The organism is Gilliamella sp. LMG 34359 (assembly GCF_984569085.1).
On record NZ_OZ474906.1, the window covers coordinates 67,964 to 93,673 of the forward strand.

At 37.9% G+C, this 25,710-nt stretch carries 41 protein-coding genes; 7 read left to right on the forward strand and 34 right to left on the reverse strand.

Translation table 11 applies throughout. The features are described from left to right. Nucleotides 1-48 precede the first annotated feature (48 nt). Nucleotides 49-1,770 (reverse strand): thiamine pyrophosphate-dependent enzyme, encoded by a 1,722-nt coding sequence (locus tag AC5LXV_RS00295; RefSeq protein WP_493467077.1) that lies wholly within the window; start codon nt 1,768-1,770, stop codon nt 49-51. 260 nt (nt 1,771-2,030) lie between these two features. Here AC5LXV_RS00295 and AC5LXV_RS00300 point away from each other — a divergent pair, with 260 nt between their 5' ends. The 3 genes from AC5LXV_RS00300 to fmt all read left to right on the forward strand — a co-directional run bounded on the left by AC5LXV_RS00300 (nt 2,031) and on the right by fmt (nt 5,540). Beyond that, nucleotides 2,031-3,899: an SLC13 family permease gene (locus tag AC5LXV_RS00300; protein ID WP_493458076.1), complete on the forward strand. Its 1,869-nt coding sequence runs from the start codon at nt 2,031-2,033 to the stop codon at nt 3,897-3,899. 245 nt (nt 3,900-4,144) lie between these two features. Continuing rightward, nucleotides 4,145-4,447 carry a hypothetical protein gene (locus AC5LXV_RS00305; protein ID WP_279084473.1) on the forward strand — a complete coding sequence of 101 codons (303 nt, stop codon included), beginning with the start codon at nt 4,145-4,147 and terminating at the stop codon, nt 4,445-4,447. Nucleotides 4,448-4,574: 127 nt separating this feature from the next. Then, nucleotides 4,575-5,540, forward strand: coding sequence for a methionyl-tRNA formyltransferase (fmt, locus tag AC5LXV_RS00310; RefSeq protein ID WP_493458067.1), 966 nt, complete (start codon nt 4,575-4,577; stop codon nt 5,538-5,540). A 34-nt stretch (nt 5,541-5,574) separates the two neighbouring features. Here the strand turns inward: fmt and tehB are convergent, their stop codons facing one another. After that, on the reverse strand, nt 5,575-6,435 hold the full coding sequence (gene tehB, locus AC5LXV_RS00315) for an SAM-dependent methyltransferase TehB (RefSeq protein WP_493445493.1): 861 nt from the start codon (nt 6,433-6,435) through the stop codon (nt 5,575-5,577). A gap of 194 nt (nt 6,436-6,629) precedes the next feature. Between tehB and fabI the strand changes: the two genes are divergently transcribed. After that, on the forward strand, nt 6,630-7,418 hold the full coding sequence (fabI, locus tag AC5LXV_RS00320) for an enoyl-ACP reductase FabI (RefSeq protein ID WP_034902336.1): 789 nt from the start codon (nt 6,630-6,632) through the stop codon (nt 7,416-7,418). Between the two features lie 110 nt (nt 7,419-7,528). On the opposite strand, the gene ppnP is transcribed toward fabI, so the two are convergent. After that, nucleotides 7,529-7,819 (reverse strand): pyrimidine/purine nucleoside phosphorylase, encoded by a 291-nt coding sequence (gene ppnP / locus AC5LXV_RS00325; RefSeq protein ID WP_110432416.1) that lies wholly within the window; start codon nt 7,817-7,819, stop codon nt 7,529-7,531. Nucleotides 7,820-8,090: 271 nt separating this feature from the next. Here ppnP and slyD point away from each other — a divergent pair, with 271 nt between their 5' ends. Beyond that, nucleotides 8,091-8,672 carry a peptidylprolyl isomerase gene (gene slyD, locus AC5LXV_RS00330; protein ID WP_110432415.1) on the forward strand — a complete coding sequence of 194 codons (582 nt, stop codon included), beginning with the start codon at nt 8,091-8,093 and terminating at the stop codon, nt 8,670-8,672. 66 nt (nt 8,673-8,738) lie between these two features. Here the strand turns inward: slyD and AC5LXV_RS00335 are convergent, their stop codons facing one another. From AC5LXV_RS00335 to AC5LXV_RS00345, 3 genes are read right to left on the reverse strand one after another with little or no spacing between them, the layout of a single operon-like run. After that, nucleotides 8,739-9,095, reverse strand: a complete 357-nt coding sequence (locus tag AC5LXV_RS00335; RefSeq protein ID WP_493467078.1) for a transposase — start codon at nt 9,093-9,095, stop codon at nt 8,739-8,741. After that, nucleotides 9,046-9,669 carry an IS3 family transposase gene (locus AC5LXV_RS00340; RefSeq protein WP_493468018.1) on the reverse strand — a complete coding sequence of 208 codons (624 nt, stop codon included), beginning with the start codon at nt 9,667-9,669 and terminating at the stop codon, nt 9,046-9,048. The genes AC5LXV_RS00335 and AC5LXV_RS00340 overlap by 50 nt, the downstream gene beginning before the upstream one ends. Further along, nucleotides 9,567-10,073 (reverse strand): helix-turn-helix domain-containing protein, encoded by a 507-nt coding sequence (locus AC5LXV_RS00345; protein WP_493467079.1) that lies wholly within the window; start codon nt 10,071-10,073, stop codon nt 9,567-9,569. The genes AC5LXV_RS00340 and AC5LXV_RS00345 overlap by 103 nt, the downstream gene beginning before the upstream one ends. A 181-nt stretch (nt 10,074-10,254) precedes the next feature. Between AC5LXV_RS00345 and radC the strand changes: the two genes are divergently transcribed. Together radC and AC5LXV_RS00355 are read left to right on the forward strand one after the other, a co-directional pair. After that, nucleotides 10,255-10,926 carry a RadC family protein gene (gene radC / locus AC5LXV_RS00350; RefSeq protein ID WP_110432414.1) on the forward strand — a complete coding sequence of 224 codons (672 nt, stop codon included), beginning with the start codon at nt 10,255-10,257 and terminating at the stop codon, nt 10,924-10,926. 48 nt (nt 10,927-10,974) lie between these two features. Continuing rightward, nucleotides 10,975-11,178 carry a SlyX family protein gene (locus AC5LXV_RS00355; protein WP_110432413.1) on the forward strand — a complete coding sequence of 68 codons (204 nt, stop codon included), beginning with the start codon at nt 10,975-10,977 and terminating at the stop codon, nt 11,176-11,178. Between the two features lie 33 nt (nt 11,179-11,211). On the opposite strand, the gene AC5LXV_RS00360 is transcribed toward AC5LXV_RS00355, so the two are convergent. From AC5LXV_RS00360 to rplC, 28 genes are all read right to left on the reverse strand, one after another. Beyond that, nucleotides 11,212-12,081: a DMT family transporter gene (locus AC5LXV_RS00360; protein WP_493445495.1), complete on the reverse strand. Its 870-nt coding sequence runs from the start codon at nt 12,079-12,081 to the stop codon at nt 11,212-11,214. A 211-nt stretch (nt 12,082-12,292) separates the two neighbouring features. Next, a complete protein-coding gene (gene rplQ, locus AC5LXV_RS00365) occupies nt 12,293-12,679 on the reverse strand; it encodes a 50S ribosomal protein L17 (RefSeq protein WP_034884211.1) in 387 nt (128 codons plus the stop codon). 29 nt (nt 12,680-12,708) lie between these two features. Then, nucleotides 12,709-13,698 carry a DNA-directed RNA polymerase subunit alpha gene (locus AC5LXV_RS00370; protein WP_034884212.1) on the reverse strand — a complete coding sequence of 330 codons (990 nt, stop codon included), beginning with the start codon at nt 13,696-13,698 and terminating at the stop codon, nt 12,709-12,711. Nucleotides 13,699-13,723: 25 nt separating this feature from the next. Further along, a complete protein-coding gene (rpsD, locus tag AC5LXV_RS00375; RefSeq protein ID WP_034884213.1) occupies nt 13,724-14,344 on the reverse strand; it encodes a 30S ribosomal protein S4 in 621 nt (206 codons plus the stop codon). A gap of 46 nt (nt 14,345-14,390) precedes the next feature. Next, on the reverse strand, nt 14,391-14,780 hold the full coding sequence (gene rpsK, locus AC5LXV_RS00380; protein WP_025314405.1) for a 30S ribosomal protein S11: 390 nt from the start codon (nt 14,778-14,780) through the stop codon (nt 14,391-14,393). A gap of 15 nt (nt 14,781-14,795) precedes the next feature. Further along, nucleotides 14,796-15,152 carry a 30S ribosomal protein S13 gene (gene rpsM, locus AC5LXV_RS00385; protein ID WP_034884217.1) on the reverse strand — a complete coding sequence of 119 codons (357 nt, stop codon included), beginning with the start codon at nt 15,150-15,152 and terminating at the stop codon, nt 14,796-14,798. A 171-nt stretch (nt 15,153-15,323) separates the two neighbouring features. Then, nucleotides 15,324-15,437: a 50S ribosomal protein L36 gene (gene rpmJ, locus AC5LXV_RS00390; RefSeq protein WP_034884218.1), complete on the reverse strand. Its 114-nt coding sequence runs from the start codon at nt 15,435-15,437 to the stop codon at nt 15,324-15,326. Nucleotides 15,438-15,463: 26 nt separating this feature from the next. Then, a complete protein-coding gene (gene secY, locus AC5LXV_RS00395) occupies nt 15,464-16,801 on the reverse strand; it encodes a preprotein translocase subunit SecY (protein WP_110432411.1) in 1,338 nt (445 codons plus the stop codon). Between the two features lie 8 nt (nt 16,802-16,809). Beyond that, entirely contained in the window at nt 16,810-17,244 is a 435-nt protein-coding gene (rplO, locus tag AC5LXV_RS00400) for a 50S ribosomal protein L15 (RefSeq protein WP_110432410.1), read from the reverse strand. A gap of 5 nt (nt 17,245-17,249) precedes the next feature. After that, a complete protein-coding gene (rpmD, locus tag AC5LXV_RS00405; RefSeq protein WP_025314400.1) occupies nt 17,250-17,429 on the reverse strand; it encodes a 50S ribosomal protein L30 in 180 nt (59 codons plus the stop codon). Between the two features lie 6 nt (nt 17,430-17,435). Then, complete coding sequence (gene rpsE, locus AC5LXV_RS00410; RefSeq protein ID WP_034884224.1) at nt 17,436-17,936, reverse strand: 30S ribosomal protein S5; 501 nt, start codon at nt 17,934-17,936, stop codon at nt 17,436-17,438. Nucleotides 17,937-17,950: 14 nt separating this feature from the next. Further along, a complete protein-coding gene (gene rplR, locus AC5LXV_RS00415) occupies nt 17,951-18,304 on the reverse strand; it encodes a 50S ribosomal protein L18 (RefSeq protein WP_025314398.1) in 354 nt (117 codons plus the stop codon). A gap of 9 nt (nt 18,305-18,313) precedes the next feature. Continuing rightward, nucleotides 18,314-18,847 carry a 50S ribosomal protein L6 gene (rplF, locus tag AC5LXV_RS00420; protein WP_110432409.1) on the reverse strand — a complete coding sequence of 178 codons (534 nt, stop codon included), beginning with the start codon at nt 18,845-18,847 and terminating at the stop codon, nt 18,314-18,316. Between the two features lie 11 nt (nt 18,848-18,858). Further along, on the reverse strand, nt 18,859-19,251 hold the full coding sequence (gene rpsH, locus AC5LXV_RS00425) for a 30S ribosomal protein S8 (protein WP_034884228.1): 393 nt from the start codon (nt 19,249-19,251) through the stop codon (nt 18,859-18,861). 17 nt (nt 19,252-19,268) lie between these two features. Next, nucleotides 19,269-19,574, reverse strand: coding sequence for a 30S ribosomal protein S14 (gene rpsN, locus AC5LXV_RS00430; RefSeq protein WP_025314395.1), 306 nt, complete (start codon nt 19,572-19,574; stop codon nt 19,269-19,271). Nucleotides 19,575-19,585: 11 nt separating this feature from the next. Then, nucleotides 19,586-20,125: a 50S ribosomal protein L5 gene (gene rplE, locus AC5LXV_RS00435; protein ID WP_025314394.1), complete on the reverse strand. Its 540-nt coding sequence runs from the start codon at nt 20,123-20,125 to the stop codon at nt 19,586-19,588. A gap of 17 nt (nt 20,126-20,142) precedes the next feature. Then, complete coding sequence (gene rplX, locus AC5LXV_RS00440; protein ID WP_034884230.1) at nt 20,143-20,457, reverse strand: 50S ribosomal protein L24; 315 nt, start codon at nt 20,455-20,457, stop codon at nt 20,143-20,145. A gap of 10 nt (nt 20,458-20,467) precedes the next feature. Continuing rightward, nucleotides 20,468-20,839 carry a 50S ribosomal protein L14 gene (gene rplN, locus AC5LXV_RS00445; protein ID WP_025314392.1) on the reverse strand — a complete coding sequence of 124 codons (372 nt, stop codon included), beginning with the start codon at nt 20,837-20,839 and terminating at the stop codon, nt 20,468-20,470. A 195-nt stretch (nt 20,840-21,034) separates the two neighbouring features. Beyond that, nucleotides 21,035-21,295, reverse strand: a complete 261-nt coding sequence (gene rpsQ / locus AC5LXV_RS00450) for a 30S ribosomal protein S17 (protein WP_025314391.1) — start codon at nt 21,293-21,295, stop codon at nt 21,035-21,037. A 1-nt stretch (nt 21,296) separates the two neighbouring features. After that, nucleotides 21,297-21,488, reverse strand: a complete 192-nt coding sequence (gene rpmC, locus AC5LXV_RS00455; protein WP_034884233.1) for a 50S ribosomal protein L29 — start codon at nt 21,486-21,488, stop codon at nt 21,297-21,299. Next, the gene (rplP, locus tag AC5LXV_RS00460) at nt 21,489-21,899 is read right to left on the reverse strand and encodes a 50S ribosomal protein L16 (protein ID WP_025314389.1); all 411 of its coding nucleotides are present in this window, start codon (nt 21,897-21,899) and stop codon (nt 21,489-21,491) included. A gap of 12 nt (nt 21,900-21,911) precedes the next feature. Further along, nucleotides 21,912-22,649, reverse strand: coding sequence for a 30S ribosomal protein S3 (rpsC, locus tag AC5LXV_RS00465; RefSeq protein WP_034884234.1), 738 nt, complete (start codon nt 22,647-22,649; stop codon nt 21,912-21,914). Nucleotides 22,650-22,663: 14 nt separating this feature from the next. Continuing rightward, complete coding sequence (gene rplV / locus AC5LXV_RS00470) at nt 22,664-22,996, reverse strand: 50S ribosomal protein L22 (RefSeq protein WP_034884235.1); 333 nt, start codon at nt 22,994-22,996, stop codon at nt 22,664-22,666. A 13-nt stretch (nt 22,997-23,009) separates the two neighbouring features. Beyond that, complete coding sequence (gene rpsS, locus AC5LXV_RS00475) at nt 23,010-23,288, reverse strand: 30S ribosomal protein S19 (protein WP_024496505.1); 279 nt, start codon at nt 23,286-23,288, stop codon at nt 23,010-23,012. Between the two features lie 19 nt (nt 23,289-23,307). Beyond that, nucleotides 23,308-24,132: a 50S ribosomal protein L2 gene (rplB, locus tag AC5LXV_RS00480; RefSeq protein ID WP_065561019.1), complete on the reverse strand. Its 825-nt coding sequence runs from the start codon at nt 24,130-24,132 to the stop codon at nt 23,308-23,310. An 18-nt stretch (nt 24,133-24,150) separates the two neighbouring features. Then, nucleotides 24,151-24,453, reverse strand: a complete 303-nt coding sequence (gene rplW, locus AC5LXV_RS00485) for a 50S ribosomal protein L23 (RefSeq protein ID WP_034885052.1) — start codon at nt 24,451-24,453, stop codon at nt 24,151-24,153. Then, nucleotides 24,450-25,052: a 50S ribosomal protein L4 gene (rplD, locus tag AC5LXV_RS00490; protein ID WP_034902381.1), complete on the reverse strand. Its 603-nt coding sequence runs from the start codon at nt 25,050-25,052 to the stop codon at nt 24,450-24,452. Before rplD ends, rplW begins: the two co-directional genes overlap by 4 nt. 16 nt (nt 25,053-25,068) lie before the next feature. Then, nucleotides 25,069-25,695 carry a 50S ribosomal protein L3 gene (rplC, locus tag AC5LXV_RS00495; RefSeq protein ID WP_034884715.1) on the reverse strand — a complete coding sequence of 209 codons (627 nt, stop codon included), beginning with the start codon at nt 25,693-25,695 and terminating at the stop codon, nt 25,069-25,071. Between the last annotated feature and the right edge of the window lie 15 nt (nt 25,696-25,710).

Consider the following 25,710-nt stretch of genomic DNA (forward strand, 5'->3'; position numbering starts at 1 on the left):
AAAACTACTTCCCCAATTTTTTCTAAGATAAAAATATAAGTAGTTAATTTATTTCTTTACGAAATTATCCATCAACAAATTAACCACATCTTTCATTTTGCCACTCAATGATGCTCTTACACTATAAAGTGCCATTCCCATTACTTGTGAGGTATGAATTTCCGGTGGCATAACCAATTCATATTCGCTCGTCTTAACATCTAATAATGCAGGTCCAGAGTGAGCTAGAAATGATTGCACTGCTGCTTCAAGTAAATCAGAACTCTCAACACGAATAGCAAATAATCCCATCGCACTAGCTACTTTAGCAAAATCAGGATTTTTTAAATCAGTATAGTGATCAACCAACCCTTCTGATTTTTGTTCTAATTCGACAAAGTTAAGTGAACTATTATTTAGTACGATAACTTTGATGGGTAAATTCTCTTGGACAGTGGTCAATAAATCACCTAACAACATACTAATACCACCATCCCCTGATAAGGTAATTACTTGACGATGAGGAAAGGCTTTTTGTACGCCTAATGCTTGTGGCATTGCATTGGCCATAGTGCCGTGTTTTAAGCTAATGACGGTACGTCTTTTACCATTAGTTGAAAAGTGCCGACACGCCCAAACCATGGCGGAGCCAACATCAGCACAAAGCACGGCATCATCATTAGCATGTTTATCAATTAATTCGGTTAAATATTGTGGATGAATAACGGCTTTTGATGGTATCGCTTTTTTATTTAATTTATCGATTGCTTTAGTGTGTAATCCACGGCATTTGTCTAAAAATTCGCTATCTGTTTTTTCATCAACCAATGGTAATAAAGCCGCTAAGGTTGGTTTACTTGCACCGACTACACCAATATCTACATTGTGACGGTGACCAAGATGAGTTGCATCAATATCTACCTGAATAATTAATGCGTTATCAGGATAAAATTGTGACCAAGCAAAATCAACACCGAACATCAAAAGTACATCACACTCTTTAATGGCGGTTTCTCCAGACGCCATACCAAACATACCGGTCATACCAACATTATAAGGATTGTCATATTCTACAAAATCCTTAGCTCTTGAAGTATGAACTACCGGTGATTTTAATTTATGGGCTAAGGCAACTAACTCATCATGAGCTTCAGATACCCCATGACCAGCAAAAATTGCCACTTTACTGTTTTTATTTAAAATTTCAGAGATTTGTGCCAGCTCTTCATCAGATGGTCGAATAACCGGTTTGGGGTGATAAATTTTATGCCCATTATTATCTTCTACTTTAGCTAGGCTAATATTGTAAGGAATCACTAAAACCGCAACGCCTCGCTCATTTATCGCCGCTTGTACCGCCGCTGTGGTGATTCGTCTTGCTTGAGTGGGATCGGTAATTTGTTGACAAAAGACAGAACAGTTTTTATAGACAGCTTCAAAGTCAACTTCTTGCGGAAAATCAGTGCCTTGTTGGGAAGTAACTAACTGACTAGCCAATAAAATCAGTGGTACTTTATTACGTTGGGCTTCATAAATACCATTGATAAAATGTAAGCTACCGGGTCCACAAGAACCAGCACAAGCAGTTATTTGATCGGTAAGATAGGCTTCAGCGCCTGCGGCAAAGGCACCAACTTCTTCATGACGAACATGCACCCACTCAATATCACTTTTTTTGATAGCTGAGGTGATTTGATTTAAGGTATCACCAACAATACCATAACAATGTTTAACACCGGCTTGAGATAAAACATCAACAACAATTTGTGCAACTGACTTTTTTGATGACATACTGTCTCCTCAACATGGTTTTCAGATTAAACAGCTTAAGTTGTCTAAATTACACCTAAGTTTTGTGAATGCGAATAGTATAAAAATAAAACAGCAGAAAATGTTAAAAATATCATATTAACTAGAGGTGGTAAGCAATAATCTTTATTTCAAAATATTCCCTATTACAATAAATCAAGGTATTATGTCGAAAATCCAATCAACTTCATGAGCTACCTTTTGTGGAACATTCGTCATCTGGGCATAGTTTTTTATCATTAATGTCTACTTATTTACCTAATTATATCATCGAATATTATCCACTCATTACTGTCTGTTTTTTACTTTTTATTGCTATTTTATTGTTTTCATTCAGTAAATTGAGAATGGATATTATTGCGCTACTGACGATAGCAGCAATCACCGTTACTGGTGTATTAACCCCAGCTGAAGCACTTTCGGGATTTAGTGATCCCAATATTATTCTCATTGCTCTGTTATTTGTAATAGGAGAAAGCTTAGTCAGAACAGGCATCTCTTATAAAATGAGTGAATATATCTTAAAAGCAGCCGGTAAAAATGATATACGGATAATTACATTCATCATGTTAGGGGTGGCTTTATTGGGTTCCATCATGAGTTCAACCGGAGTTGTTGCAATCTTTATTCCAGTCGCTATCAGTATTGCTAACCATACAGGTATTCATGTTAAAAAACTCATGATGCCACTGTGTATTGCCGCCTTGATTAGTGGCATGATGACCCTTGTCGCCACAGCACCAAACCTAGTAGTAAATAGTGAACTTAGCCGAGCGTCCTTGACTGAATTTGGTTTCTTTTCAATTACCCCAATTGGCTTAGGAGTATTAATTGTAGGGGTGGGTTATTGCTTATTAACCCGTAATTGGTTACTAACCGCTGACCAAGTTACCGCCAACAATAGTCAACCGCAACGACGTAAAATTACCGATTTAATTAGAGATTATAAATTAATTGGCCGAGCGCATCGAGCCCAAATTCTTGCCGGTTCACCTTTTGTTGGGCGAACCATTGATGGATTACATTTACGCAGTGAACATGGGGTAAATGTCATTGGTATTGAACGTTGGCGAAAATTTCACAAAGTACTTATCCCGGTTAATGGTAGTACCGAATTTCGGGAAAACGACATTCTTTTGTTGGATATGTCGCATTCCGAAGCTGACTACCGTACCTTCCTAACCACCAATAATCTTGAGCCAAAAGTACTACGTGGTGAATATTTTTCAGAGCAAGTCAAAGAAGTTGGCATGGCTGAAGTCGCACTACTACCAGAATCATCATTATGTGGAAAAACACTCAATGAAATTGATTTTAGGGAAAAATATTTTCTGACAGTTATTGGAATTTGGCGAAATCATGCCCCCGTTGAGACCAATAACTTATTCCAAGAACGGTTAGAAATGAGTGATACTCTTTTGGTGTGTGGCGATTGGGGATCAATACAAAAACTACAAACCCGTACTAGTGACTTTGTAGTATTAGATTATCCATCAGATATTGATGATGTTGCACCAGCAAGCTCACAAGCTTTCGTGGCACTATTTAATCTGGCGGTAATGATTATTTTAATGGTAACCGGGCTTGTCCCAAATGTCGTTGCGGCACTTATTGCTTGTTTATTAATGGGCGCTACCCGCTGTATCGATATGGCTAATGCTTATAAATCGATTCATTGGCCAACGTTAATTCTCATTATTGGTATGATGCCTTTCGCGGTCGCGTTAAATAAAACGGGAGGGATTTCACTCATATCACAATGGCTTGAGATCCATTTACGCTCCTTTGGTCCTTATATCGTGTTAACTTTTATCTTTTTGTTATGCTCAACGGTAGGATTGTTTATTTCCAATACTGCAACAGCAATTTTGATTGCCCCTATTGCGATTGATTTAGCGATAAAATTTGGTTATTCACCCTATCCATTTGCAATGACTGTTGCTATTGCAACATCGGCTTCATTTATTACTCCTGTTTCATCACCGGTTAAAACAATGGTAGTCGCGCCTGGGGGATATAGCTTTAGTGATTTTGTTAAGATTGGCGTTCCATTAACTTTTCTGGTAATGGCTGTTGATATAGCATTAGTTCCAATCTTTTTTCCATTTTAAGCAATACAAAAAACTTTTCTCAAACAGTTTTGAACTTTACAAAAAAGAATGATTATTGCGCTAGGTGGATATAACTTTAGTAGTCTAGTTTATCATCAACCTTTTTTATTATCATTGTTGCTATAATGGCAATACTATTCCATTTTAAATATATAATATTTGTCATAGTTGAAAATAATGTTATAATCATTTCCCTTCAAAAACTAAAAATATCAATGGGATATAAGATAAAGGATACATAAGAAATGTCTATGTTATTACAACTTATAAGTGCAATTTTATTTGTAATATTTATTTACTTTTTAATGTCGTTATATATGGGTTTATTAGGTAAATGGTCATATAAGCGCGTGTCAAAAAAAATCCAATCTGGAAAGATGAGCGATAAGGCTCTTATTCGTAATTATAATAAATTTAAAAAATCAAAAGATAGTAAGATTATAGCTATTTTGATTTGTGGAATATTTTTTAAATCGTTTATTAAATTTCAAAATTGTACCTTTGATGCTTATAAAGAAGGAATGATTCAACGAAATCTACCACTATAGCCTATCAAATACCCTTCATAAAATACAAAAGTGATATCAATAAAGGATACACTTTTGTGTATTAAAGATTCTTAATTTAATTTAAAGTATAATATCCATAATATTTTTGATTATGGATAAATTGCACATGTCACAAACTACTAACTCCTTAAATATTATTTTTGCCGGCACACCTGATTTTGCAGCTACTCATTTAAAAGCTTTGATTGATTCCAGCCATAATGTCATTGCTGTCTTTAGTCAACCCGATAGACCAGCGGGTCGAGGAAATAAGTTAACAGCCAGCCCAGTAAAACAATTAGCAGTCGAACACAATCTACCTGTTTATCAACCGGCGACGCTCAAAACTGAAGAGATTCAAAAAATTATTGCCGATCTAAATGCTGATATTATGATTGTGGTTGCTTATGGATTGATTTTACCTCAAACTGTGCTTGATATGCCAAAACTAGGATGCTTAAATGTTCACGGTTCTTTATTACCTCGATGGCGAGGTGCAGCACCAATTCAGCGCGCCTGTTGGGCTGGTGATAGCGAAACCGGCATCACCATTATGCAAATGGATGCTGGCCTTGATACTGGGGATATGCTGTATAAATTAGCTTGCCCAATTGAAGCGAATGATACTAGTGCAACATTATATGAAAAATTGGCTAAATTAGGTCCTCAAGCATTACTTGATACGCTAACACTAATTAACCAAGGAAAAGTTAAACCAGAAAAGCAACAACAATCACAAGCCACTTATGCCGAAAAATTATCTAAACAAGAGGCTAAATTAGATTGGAATTTATCAGCGAAACAATTGGAACGATGTGTGCGGGCATTTAACCCGTGGCCAGTTAGTTACTTTGAAGTAAATGGTGAACCGGTAAAAGTTTGGCAAGCTCAAGTTATTACTGTTGAACATAATCAACCCAACGGTACCATTTTGCAGGCTGATAAAAAAGGCATCTGTATTGCCACTAGCGATGGGGCGTTAAATATGACAGTATTACAACCAGCAGGTAAAAAACCAATGTCAGCCCAAGATTTATTAAACTCTCGAAAAGCGTGGTTTGAAGTTGGTAAAATACTGGGTAATAACCAATAGTAAAAAAATATATTACAGGAAGTATCCTGTAATATTATGGTTTCTTGGCGAATAGTGTCGCAAAACGGAGTTTTATTCGGTTGCCATGGATATCCGTTTTATGCAATTCGCCAACATCCTCATTATATTTTATAATCTGCCAATCTTGATAATAATTACGTAGTTCATTCTCTTTAAACGTAAACGAAAAGCCAACTGTACAAGGAAAATCATCCGTTGACATAGCACAAACAATTAAATTATAACCGCCTGATTTAGTTATCGTTTGCATATTGTGAATAATATCGGGAATTCTATCAGGTTGTAAAAACATCATCACAACGGTTGAAATAATTAAATCGTAATTACCTGTTAAATTAGCTTGGTTTATATCATAAATAGATGCATTGATATGCGCTAAATGATCGTTGGCAATAATTTGCTGTAAATTATTAATGCTCATCTCTGACTTATCAACGGCATCAACATCAAAACCAAGTAACTGTAAATAGAGTGAATTACGCCCTGAACCACAACCTAAATCTAACGCTTTTCCGGCTTGAATCATTTGACAGATTTCTGACACGTCAGAATGGGTTTGCGTCATTTGATATTTTTTATGTGTATAATCCTCTGGTTGGCAATAAAAAGCCAGTTGGCACTGTAAATCATCGGATACATTAGCTATACGATGCCATTGTTGAGGCTCAATAAAAGGCGGTTGATGCTCAACATCAAAAACATGTTGCGAAATGATCTCGCCTTGCTCGGTTAACATATCAAAATTCACACGACCTTTAATAATGTTTAATTTTGCCCATGTACCTACTTGGGTATTATGCTTTTCACAAAACATTTTCGGTAGAGTTGTTACATCCCAAACTGGTAGCGTTTTATAGCAAACTAAATCTTTCATCACTATTTACCAAACTAAGCTATTTAATAGTTGAGTATTATAGTCAACTATTAACCCAATAAACAACTTCTTTTTTAAAAATAAAATGGCAATTAAATAGGTAAAAATGAATTTATAGTAGCGAAGTTAACTATATCAACATATAATCATCAACATTCTAGAATATATAGTAAAAAATATTAGAGGAATAATTTATGGGATTTTTAACGGGTAAACGCATACTGGTTACCGGCGTGGCAAGTAATCGTTCTATTGCTTACGGTATTGCTAAAGCGATGCACCGAGAAGGGGCTGAATTAGCTTTTACTTATCAAAGCGAAAAATTAAAAGGCCGCGTTGAAGAGTTTGCTGCTGATTTTAATTCTAAAATCGTTTTACCTTGCGATGTGGCACATGATGACAGTATCACATCGTTATTTACTGAGTTAGCAAAAACATGGGATAAATTTGATGGTTTTGTACACGCTATTGCTTTTGCGCCAGGAGATCAACTAGATGGTGACTATGTTAATGCAGTAACGCGTGAAGGTTTTGCAATTGCCCACGATATCAGCTCTTATAGCTTTGTTGCGATGGCTAAAGCTTGTCGTTCAATGCTTAATCCTGATTCAGCATTAGTTACCCTTTCTTACCTAGGTGCTGAGCGTGCAATTCCTAACTATAATGTGATGGGTCTAGCTAAAGCATCTCTAGAAGCAAATGTACGTTACATGGCAAATGCTATGGGGCCTGAAGGTATTCGTGTAAATGCAATTTCTGCTGGTCCTATTCGTACCTTAGCGGCATCAGGTATCAAAGATTTCAAAAAGATGTTATCACACTGTGAATCAGTCACTCCTATTCGCCGTACAGTAACCATCGAAGATGTGGGTAATTCAGCCGCATTTTTATGTTCAAACTTATCTTCAGGTATTACTGGTGAAGTTATTCATGTTGATGGTGGATTTAGCATCGCAGCAATGAATGAATTAGAACTTAAATAATTGAGTAGAACATTTTTTATAAAGGGCTAATTGTAAAATTGGCCCTTTTTATTACATCAATGCAGGTATCTCAACGATAATATTTTTGGGTTTAATTTTAAATATCATTGCTATTTTGCTAAATATCGACATAAATAAGCCGTCGGTTCGACAACCTGCACATCAAATTGGCTCTCTTTGGCCACATGAAAAACTTGCCCTGCTTCGAAAATTTGCCAATCATTAGCCGTAGGTAATAAGACTTTAAGTGAACCAGTAATGACCGTCATTTCTTCTGGATTATTGGTGCTAAAAACATATTCACCAGGCAACATCACACCAATAGAAACTTTACCGGTAGAGCCATTTTCAAAACCTATTGACTTAACTTTGCCATCAAAATAATCATTAATTTTCAACATAAAAGCTCCTTTCCTGACATTTTGTATAGAGTAAACGTGTTATTTAAGTTATACCGAAACTTTGTATAATATATCACCTTATCAGCTTAATTGATTTCAATTAGCTATCCAACCATTATTTATAATTTAAAAACTATCTCTAAACAAAAATTGCAGCAAATAATAAAACAATATTAAAACTTTCTAAATTACGAAGAAAATAGCATACAGATGGACTTTTTTCCGTTAAAATTTAACATTATTTGCTCAGTAACAGTTTGTTGGAGAAAACATGAAAATAGCAAAAAATACAGTGGTAAGTTTAGCGTATAAAGTTCGTACTAAAGATGGCGTATTAGTTGATGAAGCCACCGCAGTTGCACCACTTGAATATTTACAAGGTGCAGGAAACTTGTTACAAGACCTAGAAAATGCTTTAGAAGGTCATCAAGTTGGTGATAAATTTGACGTTGAGTTAGTTAATCCTTATGGTGACTTTAATGATGCCCTTGTACAAAACGTACCCCGTGACGTTTTTGTCGGCGTGGATGAACTTGAAGTGGGTATGCGTTTTTTTGCTGATACCGATCAAGGTTCATTACCGGTTGAAATCACAGCTATTGATGGCGATACCGTTACTATTGATGGTAATCACATGCTAGCAGGTCAAGATTTAAACTTTAATGTTGAAGTGCTTGCAATTCGTGAAGCAACACCTGAGGAAATATCTCATGGTCATATTCATGGTGCACATGGCCATGGACACGATCATGGACATGGTGGCTGTGGTTGTGGCGGTCATGGACACGATCATGAAGATGAGGAAGAAAGTGGTTGTTGTGGCGGTGGTCACGGTAGTTGCGGATGCCATTAATCTTTTACATAACACAATTTGAAAAGCGCTGAATTTGAAGTGACCCCATAAAGTTGGACACTTTGATTAAGCGGCTTGTAAGGCCTGATTTCGATATTCAACCGGAGTCAGGCCTTTTAATTTGGCTTTAATCCGTTTGGTGTTGTAGTATTCTATATATTCTTCTATTTTTTCAATCAATTCATCTGCATTTTTAAAACATTGTCCATGATACATTTCTGATTTTAATAGACCAAAAAAGTTTTCAGCTACCGCATTATCTAAACAATTTCCTTTTCTGGACATACTTTGTTTGATGCCATTATTAGCTAGTAGCTTCTGATAATGGCAATTTCTATATTGCCAGCCTTGGTCACTATGTAGTAACGGTTTTTCACACTGTTTTAATCGTGATATCCCTTTTTGAAGCATATCTGCGTGCATTTTTAGCCACTTTATAAGCGATTACTTCTTGATTATATAAATCGATAATGGGCGATAGGTAAATTTTCTGTTCATTTACCTTAAATTCTGTGACATCCGTTACCCATTTTTCATTTGGTCTCGATGATTCAAAATCTCTTTTAAGATAATTAGCTACTGTTTTACCTGTCTCTCCTCGATAAGAACGATATTTTTTAGGTCTTACTGTCGATTTGAGATTAAGCTGACCCATTAAGCGTTGTACCGTTTTATGATTGAGCTTAATGCCTTCATTTATCAACGCTAAATGAATTCGCCGATAACCATAACGCCCTTTATGTTCATGGTAAATCGATTCTATACGTTTTAACTCATTTTCATAAGCAGACGGGTTTTTCAACCTATTAACATGATAATAAAAAACACTTTTTGCCAGTTTTGTTGCTGATAGCAAATGTTTTAAAGAATACTGATATTTAAGAGCTAAAACAACTAACGTTTTTTCTTTGTTTGTTGTCGTTTTGCTTGCTTCAGCTCTTCGAACTTTTTTAGAACAGCATTTTCTGCTCGTAAATAAGCAATTTCCTCTTTTAATGCTTCAATTGTTTTTTCGTCATCACTGTGAGTGGGTTCAATACGGGTTCGCTTCATACATGGTCTTCCTCTGGAACGATATTCAAGCCCTCGGAAACCTTTTTTATGATATCTATCAAGCCAAACAAATAGAAGCCCGGGGGAACTTAAATTAAGCATAGCACTAGTGTGCCCGAGAGACCAATTATTTGTCCACATTAATTTTAGTGCTTGTAATCTTGCTTCGGCATGACGTAAATGAGGTGTTAGTTGAAAGGCGTTATCACCATGAATTGCAACCACTTGGGACCAATATCGAATCTGACTAGAAGATATCGCATATTTTTTTGAAAGAATTTCCGATGATTCTCCTGATAAGAATTCATTAGCTATGATAATTTTTAAATCTCGACTATATTTTGACATAAAAAGACCCCCTGTAATTGGTTGTCCAACTATTGGGGGTCACTTCAGATTAGCGCTTTTTTATTTTTTAGTAAAAAATCTTTTATCTTTACGATCCATTTCACAATTTTTCATCTCTCAAGTTATTAATGGATGAAGTTTAATCAATAATCTCATTTTTATTTAATGAGAATTTCTATTTATGTCAATACAAAGTATGCCCTTAATGCCACGAGAAAAATTATTACAATTTGGGGTTGAAGCGCTATCCGACGCTGAGTTACTTGCACTTTTTTTGCGTACTGGTACGCGTAATTTACCGGTATTAAAATTATCTCAAAAACTATTAAATGAATTCGGTTCCTTTTACCACATAATAAATGCAAGCTATGATGAGTTTTGCCAAAAACCAGGACTTGGTACCGCAAAATATACTCAATTAAAGGCAGTAGTCGAACTTTCTCACCGATATTTAAAAGTTAAAATGACCAATGAAAATTATCTTACATCACCAAGTTTAACGCATCACTATCTCGCCAATCGTTTAATGGATAAAGATCGGGAAATTTTTATGGTGATATTTCTAGATAATCAAAATCACGTCATTAATTCCGAAGAGATGTTTATCGGAACGTATAACTGCGTAGAAGTTCATCCAAGAGAAGTAGCAAGACGTGCATTACAATACAATGCAGCAGCGTTAATTTTGGCTCATAATCATCCCTCTGGCTTAGCTGAACCAAGTCAAGCTGATCGGATATTAACCAAAAAAATCGAGCAAGTATGTGAGCTCATTGATGTCCGCATTGTCGATCATCTGGTCATTGGTAAAGGAGAGTATGTCTCTTTTGCCGAACGAGGATGGATTTTATAATAATTTTTACTTACAATATAGAATTAACTAGCCATTAAGAAACAGACGATGAACCAACAACTGGAATTATTAGAAACAAAAGTTGCATTTCAAGAGATGACCATTGAAGAATTAAATCAAATGGTGGTTAAGCTACAAGCAGATATCAGCAAACTTAAAGAACAATTAATGTTATTGTCACAAAAATTACAGGCTACCCAAACCTCAAATATTGCTAATTTATCAGAAGAAACTCCGCCACCACATTATTAACTAAATGTTTAATGATTCGAGGAATTCTAAATTCTACTTTTTATGAATAAAATTATACCCTCTATAAGAAAGCAGAGAAATCAAAATCAAGAAGCAACCGATCCATTTTGTCCATGGCATAGGTTCCAAATAAACAATTACGCCAGCCAAAGTTGTAAATACCGGCTCTAAAATCATGATTATTGCTGCATTGCTTACAGGGACATATTTCTGTCCAACAAATTGTAAAGCAAATCTTAAAATTGTAGCAATAAAAATACTAACGATAAGCCATATTAAAGTGATGAAGCTGATGCTTGACGGCCAACTTTCAGTAAATACAGAAATAATTAGGCTTGCTGTGCCGGTACAAAACATTTGTATGCAAATTAACGGCAAAATTGCTATTTTTTGAACTAATCGACTATTAAAAACAAAAAATATTGCTTGAGCTAGTGCAGAAATTAAAAACCAGAGTTGATTGACGCTTAAGTGCCAGCCATTTGATAAAGACAAAAAGGCAAGACCAACAACAGCAATTGGTAATGAGAGCCAAAATATTACCAATGGCTTTTCTTTAAAAAAGAACCAGCCAACAATTGGTGCCATTAATACCGATAAACTCATAATAAATGAACCTTCACCTAATTGCCCACCAATGCTTATTGCTAATATCCATAAAATGACATTAGTTGATTGCAAACAGCCGGTTATTATTGCTTTAGGTACATCTGTCATATTGATTCGTTGTTGAGTACTTAAACAGACCGTAAATAAAATAAAAGCGGAAGAGAGAAATCTTAATCCCATAAAAGCTAAAGGAGGCATTTCTAAAATGGTTTCTTTTGAAGAAACCCAACCAACAGCGGCTAAAATGGTTACTAGTACTAAAATCCATTCACCATTTCGTTTAACATCTATCATCTTGATACTACTACATTACTTAGGATTAATCTGTTAATTTTAAAACTATAATTTAACTGAGTAAATATCGACAATAACTTATCTTAAGTTTTAAAAATTCTATGAACGATGATTTATATATGGTAGTTAAATATAAAAATACTTAGGTTGATAATATCAAGATAATAAAAAAACCGGCTATTTAGCCGGTTTCAATTTAAGCTTTAATTATTTATTCAGCTGCTGCTTCTGCTTCAACTGCAGGGCGATCAACTAATTCGATATAAGCCATTGGAGCATTATCTCCATCACGGAAACCACATTTTAGAATGCGAACATAACCACCTGGACGGGTAGCAAAACGTGGACCTAAATCAGAAAATAATTTTTTTACTGTATCTTTATCACGGATACGAGCGAAAGCCAGACGGCGATTAGCTACACTATCGCTTTTAGCTAACGTAATTAACGGCTCAACAACACGACGCAACTCTTTAGCTTTAGGCAATGTTGTTTTGATGATTTCATGTTCAACTAATGAACTTGTCATATTACGAAACATTGCTTGACGATGGCTGCTATTTCGGTTCAGTTGACGACCACTTTTACGATGGCGCATAACTTTATCCTTCTTATATAAATTTTATTTTAGTCTTCAACAATACTTGCTGGTGGCCAGTTCTCAAGACGCATGCCTAAAGATAAACCACGAGAGGCGAGCACGTCCTTAATTTCAGTAAGAGATTTTTTACCAAGATTAGGGGTTTTAAGTAACTCGACTTCAGTACGTTGCACTAAATCACCAATATAATGAACTGCTTCTGCTTTTAAGCAATTAGCAGACCGAACAGTTAATTCCAAATCATCTACTGGACGTAAAAGAATTGGATCAAATTCCGGTTTATCTTCTTTGACTTCTGGTTGACGTACATCACGTAAATCAACAAAAGCTTCAAGTTGTTCAGCCAAAATAGTTGATGCGCGACGAATAGACTCTTCTGGATCGATAGTACCATTGGTTTCCATATCAATCACCAGTTTATCTAAGTCAGTGCGTTGTTCCACACGAGCAGCATCGACCGAATAGGCGATACGCTCAACTGGACTATAACATGCATCAACTAATAGACGACCAATTGGTCGCTCTTCATCTTCTGACTTAACGCGAGCAGAAGCAGGGACATAACCACGTCCTCGTTGTACACGAATACGCATACTAATTGAAGCATTGGCATCAGTAAGATGACAGATCACTAAATCAGGATTAACAATTTCAACATCACCATCATGAGTGATATCTGATGCGGTTACTGCACCTACGCCTGATTTAGTTAATGTCAGCATAACATCATCTTTAGTATGTACGCGTACTGCTAATTTTTTCAAATTAAGCAGAATATCAAGCACATCTTCTTGGACGCCTTCTTTAGTACTGTACTCATGCAGAACACCGTCAATTTCAACTTCGGTTACTGCATGTCCCGGCATAGATGATAATAAAATGCGGCGTAGTGCATTACCTAAAGTATGTCCAAAACCACGCTCTAGTGGCTCTAAAGTCACTTTTGCATGAGTTGGGCTGTATTGAACAACGTCAACTAGGTGAGGTTTTAAAAACTCTGTTACAGAACCCTGCATTATGTCCTCTCTTAAGTGCTAAACTTTACTTAGAGTAAAGTTCGACGATCAAATGTTCGTTGATGTCAGCAGATAAATCTGAACGTTCTGGTAAGCGTTTAAATACACCTTCCATTTTGCTAGCATCAACTTCTAACCATGTTGGTTTTTCACGTTGTTCAGCTAACTCTAAAGCGGCTTTAATACGTGCTTGTTTTTTAGATTTCTCACGAACACTAATCACATCTTCAGGTGAAACTTGATAAGATGCGATGTTCACTACGTGACCATTAACAAGAACAGCTTTATGACTAACTAATTGACGAGCTTCAGCGCGAGTTGCACCAAATCCCATACGATAAACAACGTTATCTAAGCGACGTTCTAAAAGAGCAAGTAGGTTTTCACCAGTGTTACCTTTAATACGTGCTGCATTTTTGTAGTAATTACGGAATTGACGTTCTAGAATTCCATAAATACGTCTAACTTTTTGTTTTTCGCGTAACTGAACACCATAATCTGATAAACGCGGTTTGCGCGCACCATGTTGTCCAGGAGCTTGATCTAATTTACATTTACTATCAACCGCTCGGACACCAGATTTAAGGAATAAATCTGTACCTTCACGACGACTTAATTTGAGCTTTGGTCCCAAATATCTTGCCATTTTTTTTCTCCAATAATCCTATAAACATTCAATGTTTAATAAAAAATTAAACACGACGTTTCTTTGGTGGACGACAACCGTTATGAGGAATCGGAGTAACATCAGTAATATTAGTGATGCGATAACCCGCTGCATTTAATGCACGAATTGTTGACTCACGACCAGGACCAGGTCCTTTAACCATAACTTCCAGATTCTTAATTCCGTAATCTTTTACGGCTTCAGCACAACGTTCTGCTGCTACTTGAGCTGCAAACGGAGTTGACTTACGAGAGCCGCGGAAACCAGAACCACCAGCGGTTGCCCAACCCAACGCATTACCTTGACGATCGGTAATTGTTACGATTGTATTGTTAAATGATGCATGAATATGAGCTATACCATCAGAAACTTGCTTTTTAACACGTTTACGTGTACGAACAGGTGTCTTTGCCATTTATTATCACCTCAATTATTTCTTGATTGGCTTACGCGGTCCCTTACGGGTACGAGCGTTAGTCTTAGTGCGTTGACCACGGACAGGAAGTCCACGACGGTGACGCACACCACGATAACAACCAAGGTCTAATAAACGCTTGATACTCATAGTTACTTCACGACGTAAATCACCTTCTACAGTGAATTTAGCGACTTGTTCACGTAACTTCTCAATCTGATCTTCAGATAGTTCTCTGATCTTAACATGTTCAGGAATACCGGCTTCAGCACAAATTGTCTTAGCACGAGTATTACCGATACCATAGATTGCTTGTAAAGCAATCACAGTATGTTGTTGATCAGGAATGTTAATGCCTGCTATACGGGCCACTATGCACTCCTTTATTGTTAATGTTCAGCAAATCCACCATACTGAAAAGCCCGTTTTCAGGATACTCAAACGGTGGATCTACAAAAAAAATTTAGGCTGGCTATTCTAGCCAGCTTTACTATACTTTGGCAAGTAAAATATGCAAAAGTTCAATTTCGCAGTTAAATAATATTAACCTTGACGTTGTTTGTGTTTACCTTCAATGCAAATAACACGAACGATGCCATTGCGTTTGATGATTTTACAATTTCTGCATAATTTCTTGACTGAAGCACGAACTTTCATGTTTTTCTCCGTAACTTCTGGCTAACTTATCGACCGTAGCCTTTAAGATTCGCTTTCTTTAACACTGACTCATAACGATTTGGCATCATTAAAGTCTGTACTTGTGCCATAAAATCCATGATTACAACAACTACAATTAATAATGATGTCCCACCAAATTGGACTGGAACTTTCATTGCACTTGTCATAAACATTGGTACCAAACATACAAGAGTAATGTAAATAGCGCCAATTAGCGTTAAACGTGTCATTACTTTGTCTATATACTTCGATGTTTGTTCACCTGGACGGATACCTGGAATAAATGCGCCAGATTTTTTTAATTGATCCGCTGTCTCTCTAGGATTGAAAACCAATGCCGTATAGAAGAAACAGAAGAAAATAATCGCGGCTGCAAAAAAGATTATGTATAACGGTTGATCATGAGAGAAATATTGTCCGATAAGAACAAAGATATATCTCCAACCTTCACCATTTCCTTGGAACCAAGAAGCCATCATTGATGGTAACATAACGATTGTTGAAGCAAATATAGCAGGAATAACACCCGCCATATTAATTTTTAATGGTAAATGTGTACTTTGTGCGGCATACACACGACGACCTTGTTGTCTTTGTGCGTAATTAACAACAATACGTCGTTGACCACGTTCAACAAAAACGACAAAGTAAGTCACACCAACCACTAATGCTGCGACTACTAATAATAAAATCGGATGCAATGAACCAGAACGAGCTTGTTCAATTGTTTCATATATAGCATGAGGAAGACTTGCCACAATCCCCGCAAAGATAATGATAGAAATACCATTACCTACACCGCGTTCTGTGATCTGTTCACCCAACCACATAAGAAACATAGTGCCAGTAACTAAGCTAATCGATGCAATAAAATAGAAAGAAAAACCTGGATTAATCACAACTTGACTATAACCAGGAATATTTGGTAAACCTGTCGCAATACCAACAGCTTGTACCAACGCTAAAGCTAATGTGCCATAACGAGTATACTGACTGATTTTTTTACGACCAGATTCACCTTCTTTCTTCAATTCTGCTAATTTAGGATTAATCGCCGTTAATAACTGCACAATAATAGATGAAGATATATAAGGCATTATCCCTAAAGCAAAAATTGAAGCACGGCTTAAAGCACCACCAGAAAACATATTGAACATACCAACAATACCATTAGATGATTCTTGTAGTAATTTCGCTAACGCTTTAGTATCAATACCAGGAACCGGAACATAAGAACCAAGACGGAAAACAATAAGCGCTAAAAGCACAAATAATAATCGTCTTTTAAGCTCACCACTACCGCCTCGAGTGCTTTGAAAATCTAATCCTGGTTGCTTTGCCATCTTTCTAATTATTCCTCAATTTTTCCGCCAGCAGCTTCAATTGCAGCTTTAGCACCTTTAGTTACTCGAATACCACGAACGGTTACTGGTTTAGTCACTTCTCCAGATAACATGATTTTCGCATATTCAATTTGTGAATTAATCACATTAGCAACTTTTAAGCTATTTAGGTCAACAATATCGCCTTCAACTTTCATTAAATCTGAAAGACGAACTTGCGCTGTTACCATAGCTTTACGTGAGGTAAAACCAAATTTTGGTAAACGACGATATAAAGGCATTTGACCACCTTCAAAGCCACGACGAACGCCGCCACCTGAACGAGATTTTTGACCTTTGATACCACGAGTACCTGTTTTACCTAGCCCAGAACCGATTCCACGGCCTACGCGTTTAGGTGCATGCTTTGAACCTTCAGCAGGAGATAAAGTATTTAAACGCATTACTATTACTCCTCAACTTTAACCATGTAATAAACTTGGTTTACCATACCGCGAATTGCTGGTGTATCTTCACGCTCAACAGTATGACCAATACGACGTAATCCTAGACCAACTAACGTTGCTTTATGCTTCGGTAGACGACCAATAGAACTACGAGTTTGTGTAATTTTAATTGTCTTTGCCATGGCTAATTACCCCAAAATTTCTTCGATGGTTTTACCACGCTTAGCAGCAACCATTTCTGGAGATTTCATATTTTCTAAGCCATCAATCGTTGCACGAACCACATTAATTGGGTTTGTAGAACCATATGCTTTAGCTAGAACGTTACGAACACCAGCAACTTCTAATACAGCACGCATTGCACCACCGGCGATAATACCAGTACCTTCTGATGCTGGTTGCATATAGACACGAGAACCTGTGTGAGCACCTTTAACTGGATGCTGTAAAGTATCGTTATTTAATGCAACGTTAATCATATTACGACGTGCTTTTTCCATTGCTTTTTGGATTGCTGCTGGCACTTCACGTGCTTTACCATATCCAAAACCAACGCGGCCATTACCGTCACCAACCACTGTTAGTGCAGAAAAACTAAAAATACGACCACCTTTTACGGTTTTAGAAACTCGGTTAACTGCGATTAGTTTTTCCTGCAGTTCACCAGCTTGTTTTTCGATGTTTGACATCTTTAACTCCTACCTTAGAACTGTAGGCCAGCTTCGCGAGCAGCATCTGCTAGCGCCTGAACTCGACCATGATATTGGAAACCTGAACGATCAAAAGAAACTTCTTTGATATCTTTCGCTAATGCGCGCTCTGCAATTGCTTTACCAACTGCTGCTGCTGCATCTTTGTTTCCAGTGTATTTTAAACTTTCACTGATAGCTTTTTCTAATGTTGAAGCCGCTGCCAGTACTTCTGATCCGTTTGGTGCGATAATCTGCGCATAAATATGACGCGGAGTACGGTGAACTACTAAGCGAGTTGCAAGTAGTTCATGCATCTTGCGACGCGCTTTAGTTGCACGACGGATACGAGCTGATTTCTTATCCATAGTGTTACCTTACTTTTTCTTAGCTTCTTTAGTACGCACAACTTCATCTGCGTAACGAACACCTTTACCTTTATAAGGTTCAGGACGACGATAAGCACGGAGATCAGCAGCTACTTGTCCGATTAACTGTTTATCAGCACTTTTCAGGATGATTTCAGTTTGCGAAGGACATTCAGCTGTTACACCTGCAGGTAATTGATGATCAATTGGATGTGAATATCCAAGAGATAAACCAATTGTATTACCTTTAACTTGTGCACGATAACCGACACCAACTAGCTGAAGTTTTTTAGTAAAACCTTCAGTAACACCAATTACCATTGCATTAATCAATGCACGAGCTGTACCTGCTTGCGCCCAAGCATCAGCAAAACCGTCACGAGGTGCAAATTTAATTTGACCTTCTTCTTGATTAATTACAACAGCTTTATTTATAGTGCGAGATAACTCGCCATTTTTACCTTTAATCGTAATTACCTGACCATTGAGTTTTACCTCTACGCCAGCAGGAACAACGACAGGTGCTTTTGCAACACGAGACATTTTTTTCTCCCTTACGCTACGTAGCAGATAATTTCACCACCAAGACCTGCTTGGCGTGCTGCACGATCAGTCATAACACCTTTAGAAGTAGAAATAACTGCAATACCTAATCCAGCCATTACTTTTGGTAATTCATCTTTACGTTTATAAATACGTAAACCTGGACGGCTAACACGTTTAATACTTTCTACTACAGCCTTACCTTGGAAATATTTTAAAGTGATTTCCAATTCTGGTTTAGTGTCACCAACTACTTTATAGTCGCCGATATAACCTTCTTCTTTTAGCACATTGGCAATTGCCACTTTTAGCTTAGAGGAAGGCATGGTGACTGCAACTTTATTCGCAGCTTGACCGTTACGAATACGGGTCAACATATCTGCTATAGGATCTTGCATGCTCATCTATAACACTCCCCTGATTACCAACTTGCCTTTTTAAGACCAGGAATCTCACCACGCATGGCTGACTCACGAACCTTAATACGGCTTAAACCAAATTTACGAAGGACGCCATGAGGACGACCGGTTTGACGACAACGACGACGTTGACGTGATGGACTAGAATCACGAGGAAGCGTTTGCAATTTAAGCACTGCATTCCAACGATCTTCATCTGATGCATTAAGATCAGAGATAATCGCTTTTAATTCTTGACGCTTTGCAAAATATTTTTCTGCTAGCTTTACGCGTTTCTTATCGCGTTCAATCATTGATTGTTTAGCCATTATGCCCTACCTTACTTACGAAATGGGAAGTTAAAGGCAGATAATAAAGCTCGGCCTTCTTCATCTGATTGTGCTGTTGTTGTGATAGTGATATCTAAACCACGAACACGATCAACTTTATCATAATCGATTTCAGGGAAAACGATTTGTTCACGAACACCCATGCTATAGTTACCACGACCATCGAATGATTTTGCGCTTAAACCACGAAAATCTCGAGTACGAGGAAGAGCAATATAAACTAGACGTTCAAAAAATTCCCACATACGTTCGCCACGTAAAGTGACTTTACAACCAATAGGATACCCTTGACGGATTTTAAAACCAGCAACTGATTTGCGTGCTTTAGTGACTAGTGGTTTTTGACCACTGATTGCTGCTAAATCAGCAACCGCATTATCTAATAATTTCTTATCAGTAATTGCTTCACCCACACCCATATTCAAGGTGATCTTTTCGATCCGAGGGACTTGCATGACAGATTTGTAGCCAAACTGTTCTTGCAGTTTATTTACTACCTGTGCTTTGTAGTAATCATGCAGTTTCGCCATCGTACACTCCAAATTACTTAATTGATTAATTTATTAGTAGACTTGTAAAAACGGACTTTTTTTCCATCTTCAAAACGAAAGCCTACGCGATCTGCTTTGCCTGTATCTTGGTTAAAAATTGCTACGTTAGAAACGTTAATTGGCGCTTCTTTCTCAACAATTCCACCTTCTTGATTTAATGCAGGTACTGGTTTTTGGTGTTTTTTCACCAAGTTAATACCTTCAACAATCACTTTACCAGTAGACAAAACACTTTTTACTTTACCGCGTTTACCTTTATCTTTACCGGCTAACACGATAACTTCATCTTCTCGACGGATTTTAGCTGCCATTACCCGCTCCTTACAGTACTTCTGGTGCTAATGAAATGATCTTCATGAACTTCTCAGAACGAAGTTCACGAGTGACCGGTCCAAAAATACGCGTACCAATCGGTTGCTCACTGTTATTATTTAAAATAACACAAGCATTGCGATCGAAACGAATGACAGATCCATCAGGACGACGAACACCTTTTCTAGTGCGCACCACTACAGCTTTAAGTACATCACCTTTTTTAACTTTACCACGTGGAATAGCTTCTTTAATGGTAACTTTGATGATATCACCAACCGCTGCATAACGACGATGCGATCCACCGAGAACCTTGATACACATTACGCTACGTGCGCCAGAGTTGTCAGCAACATCGAGCCTAGTCTGTTCTTGGATCATTTTAATGCTCCGTATAAATTAATTATTGTCTAATCTACCTTCATCCACCTCAACTACCATGGATAAGAATAGACAACCAAAAACCCACTTACGTGAGGGCGCATAGTATAACACCACTCAAATAAAATGGATAGCATAAAATAAACGGCCGGTGAGCCGTTTATTATATTATGTACAGTTTTTAATCAAATTTGATTAGCTAACTGCTTTTTCAACGATTCGAACAAGAGTCCAAGATTTGGTTTTTGATAATGGACGACACTCTTTAATTTCTACAGTATCACCAATACCACACTCGTTGTTTTCATCATGTACATGCAATTTAGTCGTACGTTTAATGAACTTACCATATAACGGATGCTTCACTTTACGTTCAATAGCTACAGTAATAGATTTATCCATTTTGTCGCTAATAACACGACCTTGCTGAGTACGAATTTTTACTTCAGTAGTCATATTACGCACCCGCCTTCTCAGTTAATAACGTTTTAACTCGTGCAATATTACGACGCACTTGTTTTAACATATGAGTTTGTTTCAACTGCCCCCCAGCTAATTGCATACGTAAGTTAAATTGCTCACGTAATAAATTAAGAAGTTCAGTATTTAACTCTTCAACGCTTTTTTCGCGTAGCTCTTTTGCTTTCATTTACATCACCGTCTTAATCACAAAGGTGGTTTTAATTGGCAGTTTTGCAGCTGCCAACGCAAATGCTTCACGAGCAACTTCTTCCGGTACTCCGTCCATTTCATAAAGGACTTTACCTGGTTGAATCTGAGCAACCCAGTATTCAACGTTACCCTTACCTTTACCCATACGCACTTCAAGTGGTTTTTCAGTAATCGGTTTATCAGGGAAAACTCGAATCCAGATTTTACCTTGACGCTTAACTGCACGAGTCATTGCACGACGTGCTGCTTCGATCTGGCGCGCAGTCAAACGACCACGACCCACAGCCTTAAGACCGAATGTACCGAAACTTACATCAGTACTCACAGCAAGACCACGATTGCGGCCCTTGTGCACTTTACGGAATTTTGTACGCTTTGGTTGTAACATCAGCGACGCTCCTTATTGTTTTCGGCCTTTGCGCTGCTTTTTCGGTTGAGCAGCAGGTTGTTTTTCTGCTTGTTCAACGGCAGCCATACCACCAAGGATCTCACCTTTGAAGATCCACACTTTAACACCAATAATACCATAGGTTGTCAATGCTTCTGATAAACCATAGTCGATGTCTGCTCTTAATGTATGTAATGGTACGCGACCTTCACGATACCACTCACTACGAGCAATTTCAGCGCCGCCTAAACGACCACTTACTTCAACTTTGATACCTTTAGCACCCGCCTTCATTGCATTTTGTACCGCACGTTTCATTGCACGACGGAACATAACACGGCGTTCTAACTGAGAGGTAATACTGTCAGCAACTAATTTTGCGTCTAGTTCTGGTTTACGAACTTCAGCAATATTAATTTGTACTGCAACATCACGTTTCTCTTTTTTGTCTTTGTATTTATTGACAATAGAAGCTACGGCATTACGTAATTTTTCGACGTCCTCACCTTTTTTACCAATCACAATACCTGGACGAGCAGTGTGAATAGTAATGCGAACGTTAGTTTCTGCTGAACGGTCGATAACAATTTTAGAGATTGATGCTTGTGCTAACTCTTTATTTAAGAATTCACGCACTCTAAAATCACTTTCTAAATTATCAGCGAATGTCTTTGTACCCGAATACCATGTAGATGTCCAAGGCTTGACGATGCCTAGTCGGATACCATTTGGATTTACTTTTTGACCCATTGCTATTCTCCAGCCTAGCGATCTGAGACGATCACGGTGATGTGACTCGTACGCTTCAAAATTCGATCTGCACGACCTTTTGCACGAGGCATAATACGCTTCATGGTTGGGCCTTCGTCTACGAAAATTTTCGCAACTTTTAGATCATCAATATCAGCACCATCGTTATGCTCTGCATTAGCAATAGCAGACTCTAATACTTTTTTAACAAGTACAGCCGCTTTTTTATTGGTGTACGTTAAAATATCAAGTGCCTGAGACACTTTTTTACCGCGAACAAGATCTGCAACTAAGCGAACTTTTTGTGCAGAAGAACGAGCGTGGCGGTACTTTGCAATTGTTTCCATCTCTTTCTCCTACTTATTTCTTCTTAGCTTTCTTATCCGCAGCGTGGCCGCGATAAGTACGAGTCGGCGCGAATTCACCTAATTTATGACCAACCATTTCGTCGGAAACATAAACAGGAACGTGCTGACGACCATTATGGACAGCGATGGTCAATCCGATCATGTTAGGAAAGATCGTTGAACGACGGGACCAAGTACGAATTGGTTTCTTGTCCCCGCTTTCCACCGCTTTCTCTACCTTCTTCAGCAAGTGTAGGTCAATAAAAGGACCCTTCTTGAGAGAACGTGGCATAGCTAATCCTCTATATTAATTATTTCTTATTGCGACGGCGAACAATATACTTATCAGTACGTTTGTTGCTACGCGTTTTCAACCCTTTGGCTTTTTGACCCCATGGAGACACAGGATGTTTACCAAAGTTACGACCTTCACCACCACCATGTGGATGGTCTACCGGGTTCATTGCTGTACCACGAACAGTAGGACGAACACCACGCCAACGCGTTGCACCCGCTTTACCTAGTACGCGAAGCATATGTTCTGAATTACCCACTTCACCAATAGTGGCGCGGCAATCAGATAATACTTTACGCATTTCACCTGAACGTAGACGTAATGTTACATATGCACCATCACGCGCAACGATTTGAACATAACTACCAGCAGAGCGAGCAAGTTGTCCGCCTTTACCTGGTTTCATTTCAATATTATGCACGGTAGAACCTACTGGAATATTACGCATCGGTAAACAGTTACCTGTTTTAATCGCTGCATCAACACCAGATTGGATCTGATCACCTGCTTTTAAGCCTTTAGGCGCTAAAATATAACGACGTTCACCGTCTTTATATAGAACCAATGCAATATTTGCACTACGGTTCGGATCATATTCCAAACGTTCAACAACTGCTGGAATACCATCTTTATTACGCTTAAAGTCGACAATACGATAATGCTGTTTATGACCACCACCGATATGACGGGTAGTGATACGACCATTATTATTGCGACCACCAGTTTTGCTTTTTGAATCAAGCAACGGTGCATAAGGCTTACCTTTATGCAACTCTGGGTTAACCACTTTAACAACGTGGCGACGACCCGGAGATGTAGGTTTACACTTAACAACTGCCATTGTTCTTACTCCTCCGAATTACTCAGCGACGCCAGCAAGGTCTAAGTTTTGACCTTCTGCTAAAGTAACGTAAGCTTTTTTCCAGTCGCTACGGCGACCGATTTGTTGACCACGACGTTTTACTTTGCCTTTAACAACAAGAGTATTCACGTCATCTACTTTAACTTCAAATAGTTGTTCAACTGCGGCTTTAATCTCTCTCTTAGTAGCATCTTTAGCAACTTTCAATACTAATGTATTTGTTTTTTCCATTGAAATAGATGCTTTTTCAGAAACATGTGGTGCTCGCAGGACTTTAAGCAGACGCTCTTCACGAATCATGCTAACATCTCCTCTACTTGTTTAACGGCATCAACAGTGATAACCACTTTGTCAAATGCAATCAAACTAACTGGATCAATACCTGCCACATCACGCACATCAACTTTATATAAGTTACGTGCTGCTAAGAAAAGATTTTCATCAACTTCAGAAGTAATGATTAGTACATCTTTTAGATTCATATCATTTAATTTCTGAGTTAATAATTTAGTCTTAGGTGCTTCAACAGTAAATGTTTCAACCACGATTAAACGTTCTTGACGCACTAATTCAGAGAAAATACTCTTTAATGCACCACGATACATTTTACGGTTAACTTTTTGGCTATGATCTTGTGGTTTTGCTGCAAATGTTACACCACCACTACGCCAGATTGGGCTCTTAATAGAACCTGAACGAGCACGACCGGTGCCTTTTTGACGCCATGGTTTTTTGCCTGAACCAGCGATTTCTGCACGAGTTTTTTGTGCGCGAGAGCCTTGACGAGCAGCAGATGCATAAGCAACAACTACTTGGTGAACTAACGCTTCATTAAACTCACGTCCGAAGGTAGTTTCGGAAACAGAAAGCGCTTGCGCGTCTTTTACTACTAATTCCATCTCTATCTCCTCGACGTTAAGCCTTGATTGCCGGTTTAACAATTACGTCACTATTGATTGCGCCTGGTACTGCACCTTTAATTAATAAAAGGTTACGTTCAGCATCAACACGTACAATATCTAAGTTTTGAACAGTTACACGTTCATTACCTAGGTGACCTGCCATTTTACGACCTTTGAACACTTTACCTGGAGTTTGGTTCTGACCAATTGAGCCATGACCACGGTGTGCCAAAGAGTTACCATGAGTAGCATCTTGAGTACGGAAATTCCAACGTTTAGTTACGCCAGCAAAACCTTTACCTTTAGATGTTCCAGTAACATCAACTTTTTTAACGTCTGTAAAAATATCAACGTTAATGCTTTGACCTACAGTGTATTCGCCTTCTTCAAAACGGAATTCCCATAGACCACGACCAGCTTCAACGCCAGCCTTAGCGAAATGACCTGCTTCAGGTTTGTTTACACGGCTTGCTTTTTTGCTGCCAGTAGTAACCTGAATAGCTTGATAACCGTCATTTTCAAGTGTTTTAACTTGAGTAATGCGGTTGCTTTGAACTTCAACTACGGTGACAGGAATAGAAACACCCTCTTCGGTGAAGATTCGTGTCATTCCTACTTTACGACCGATTAAACCAATCATTGTTTCGACCTCTCA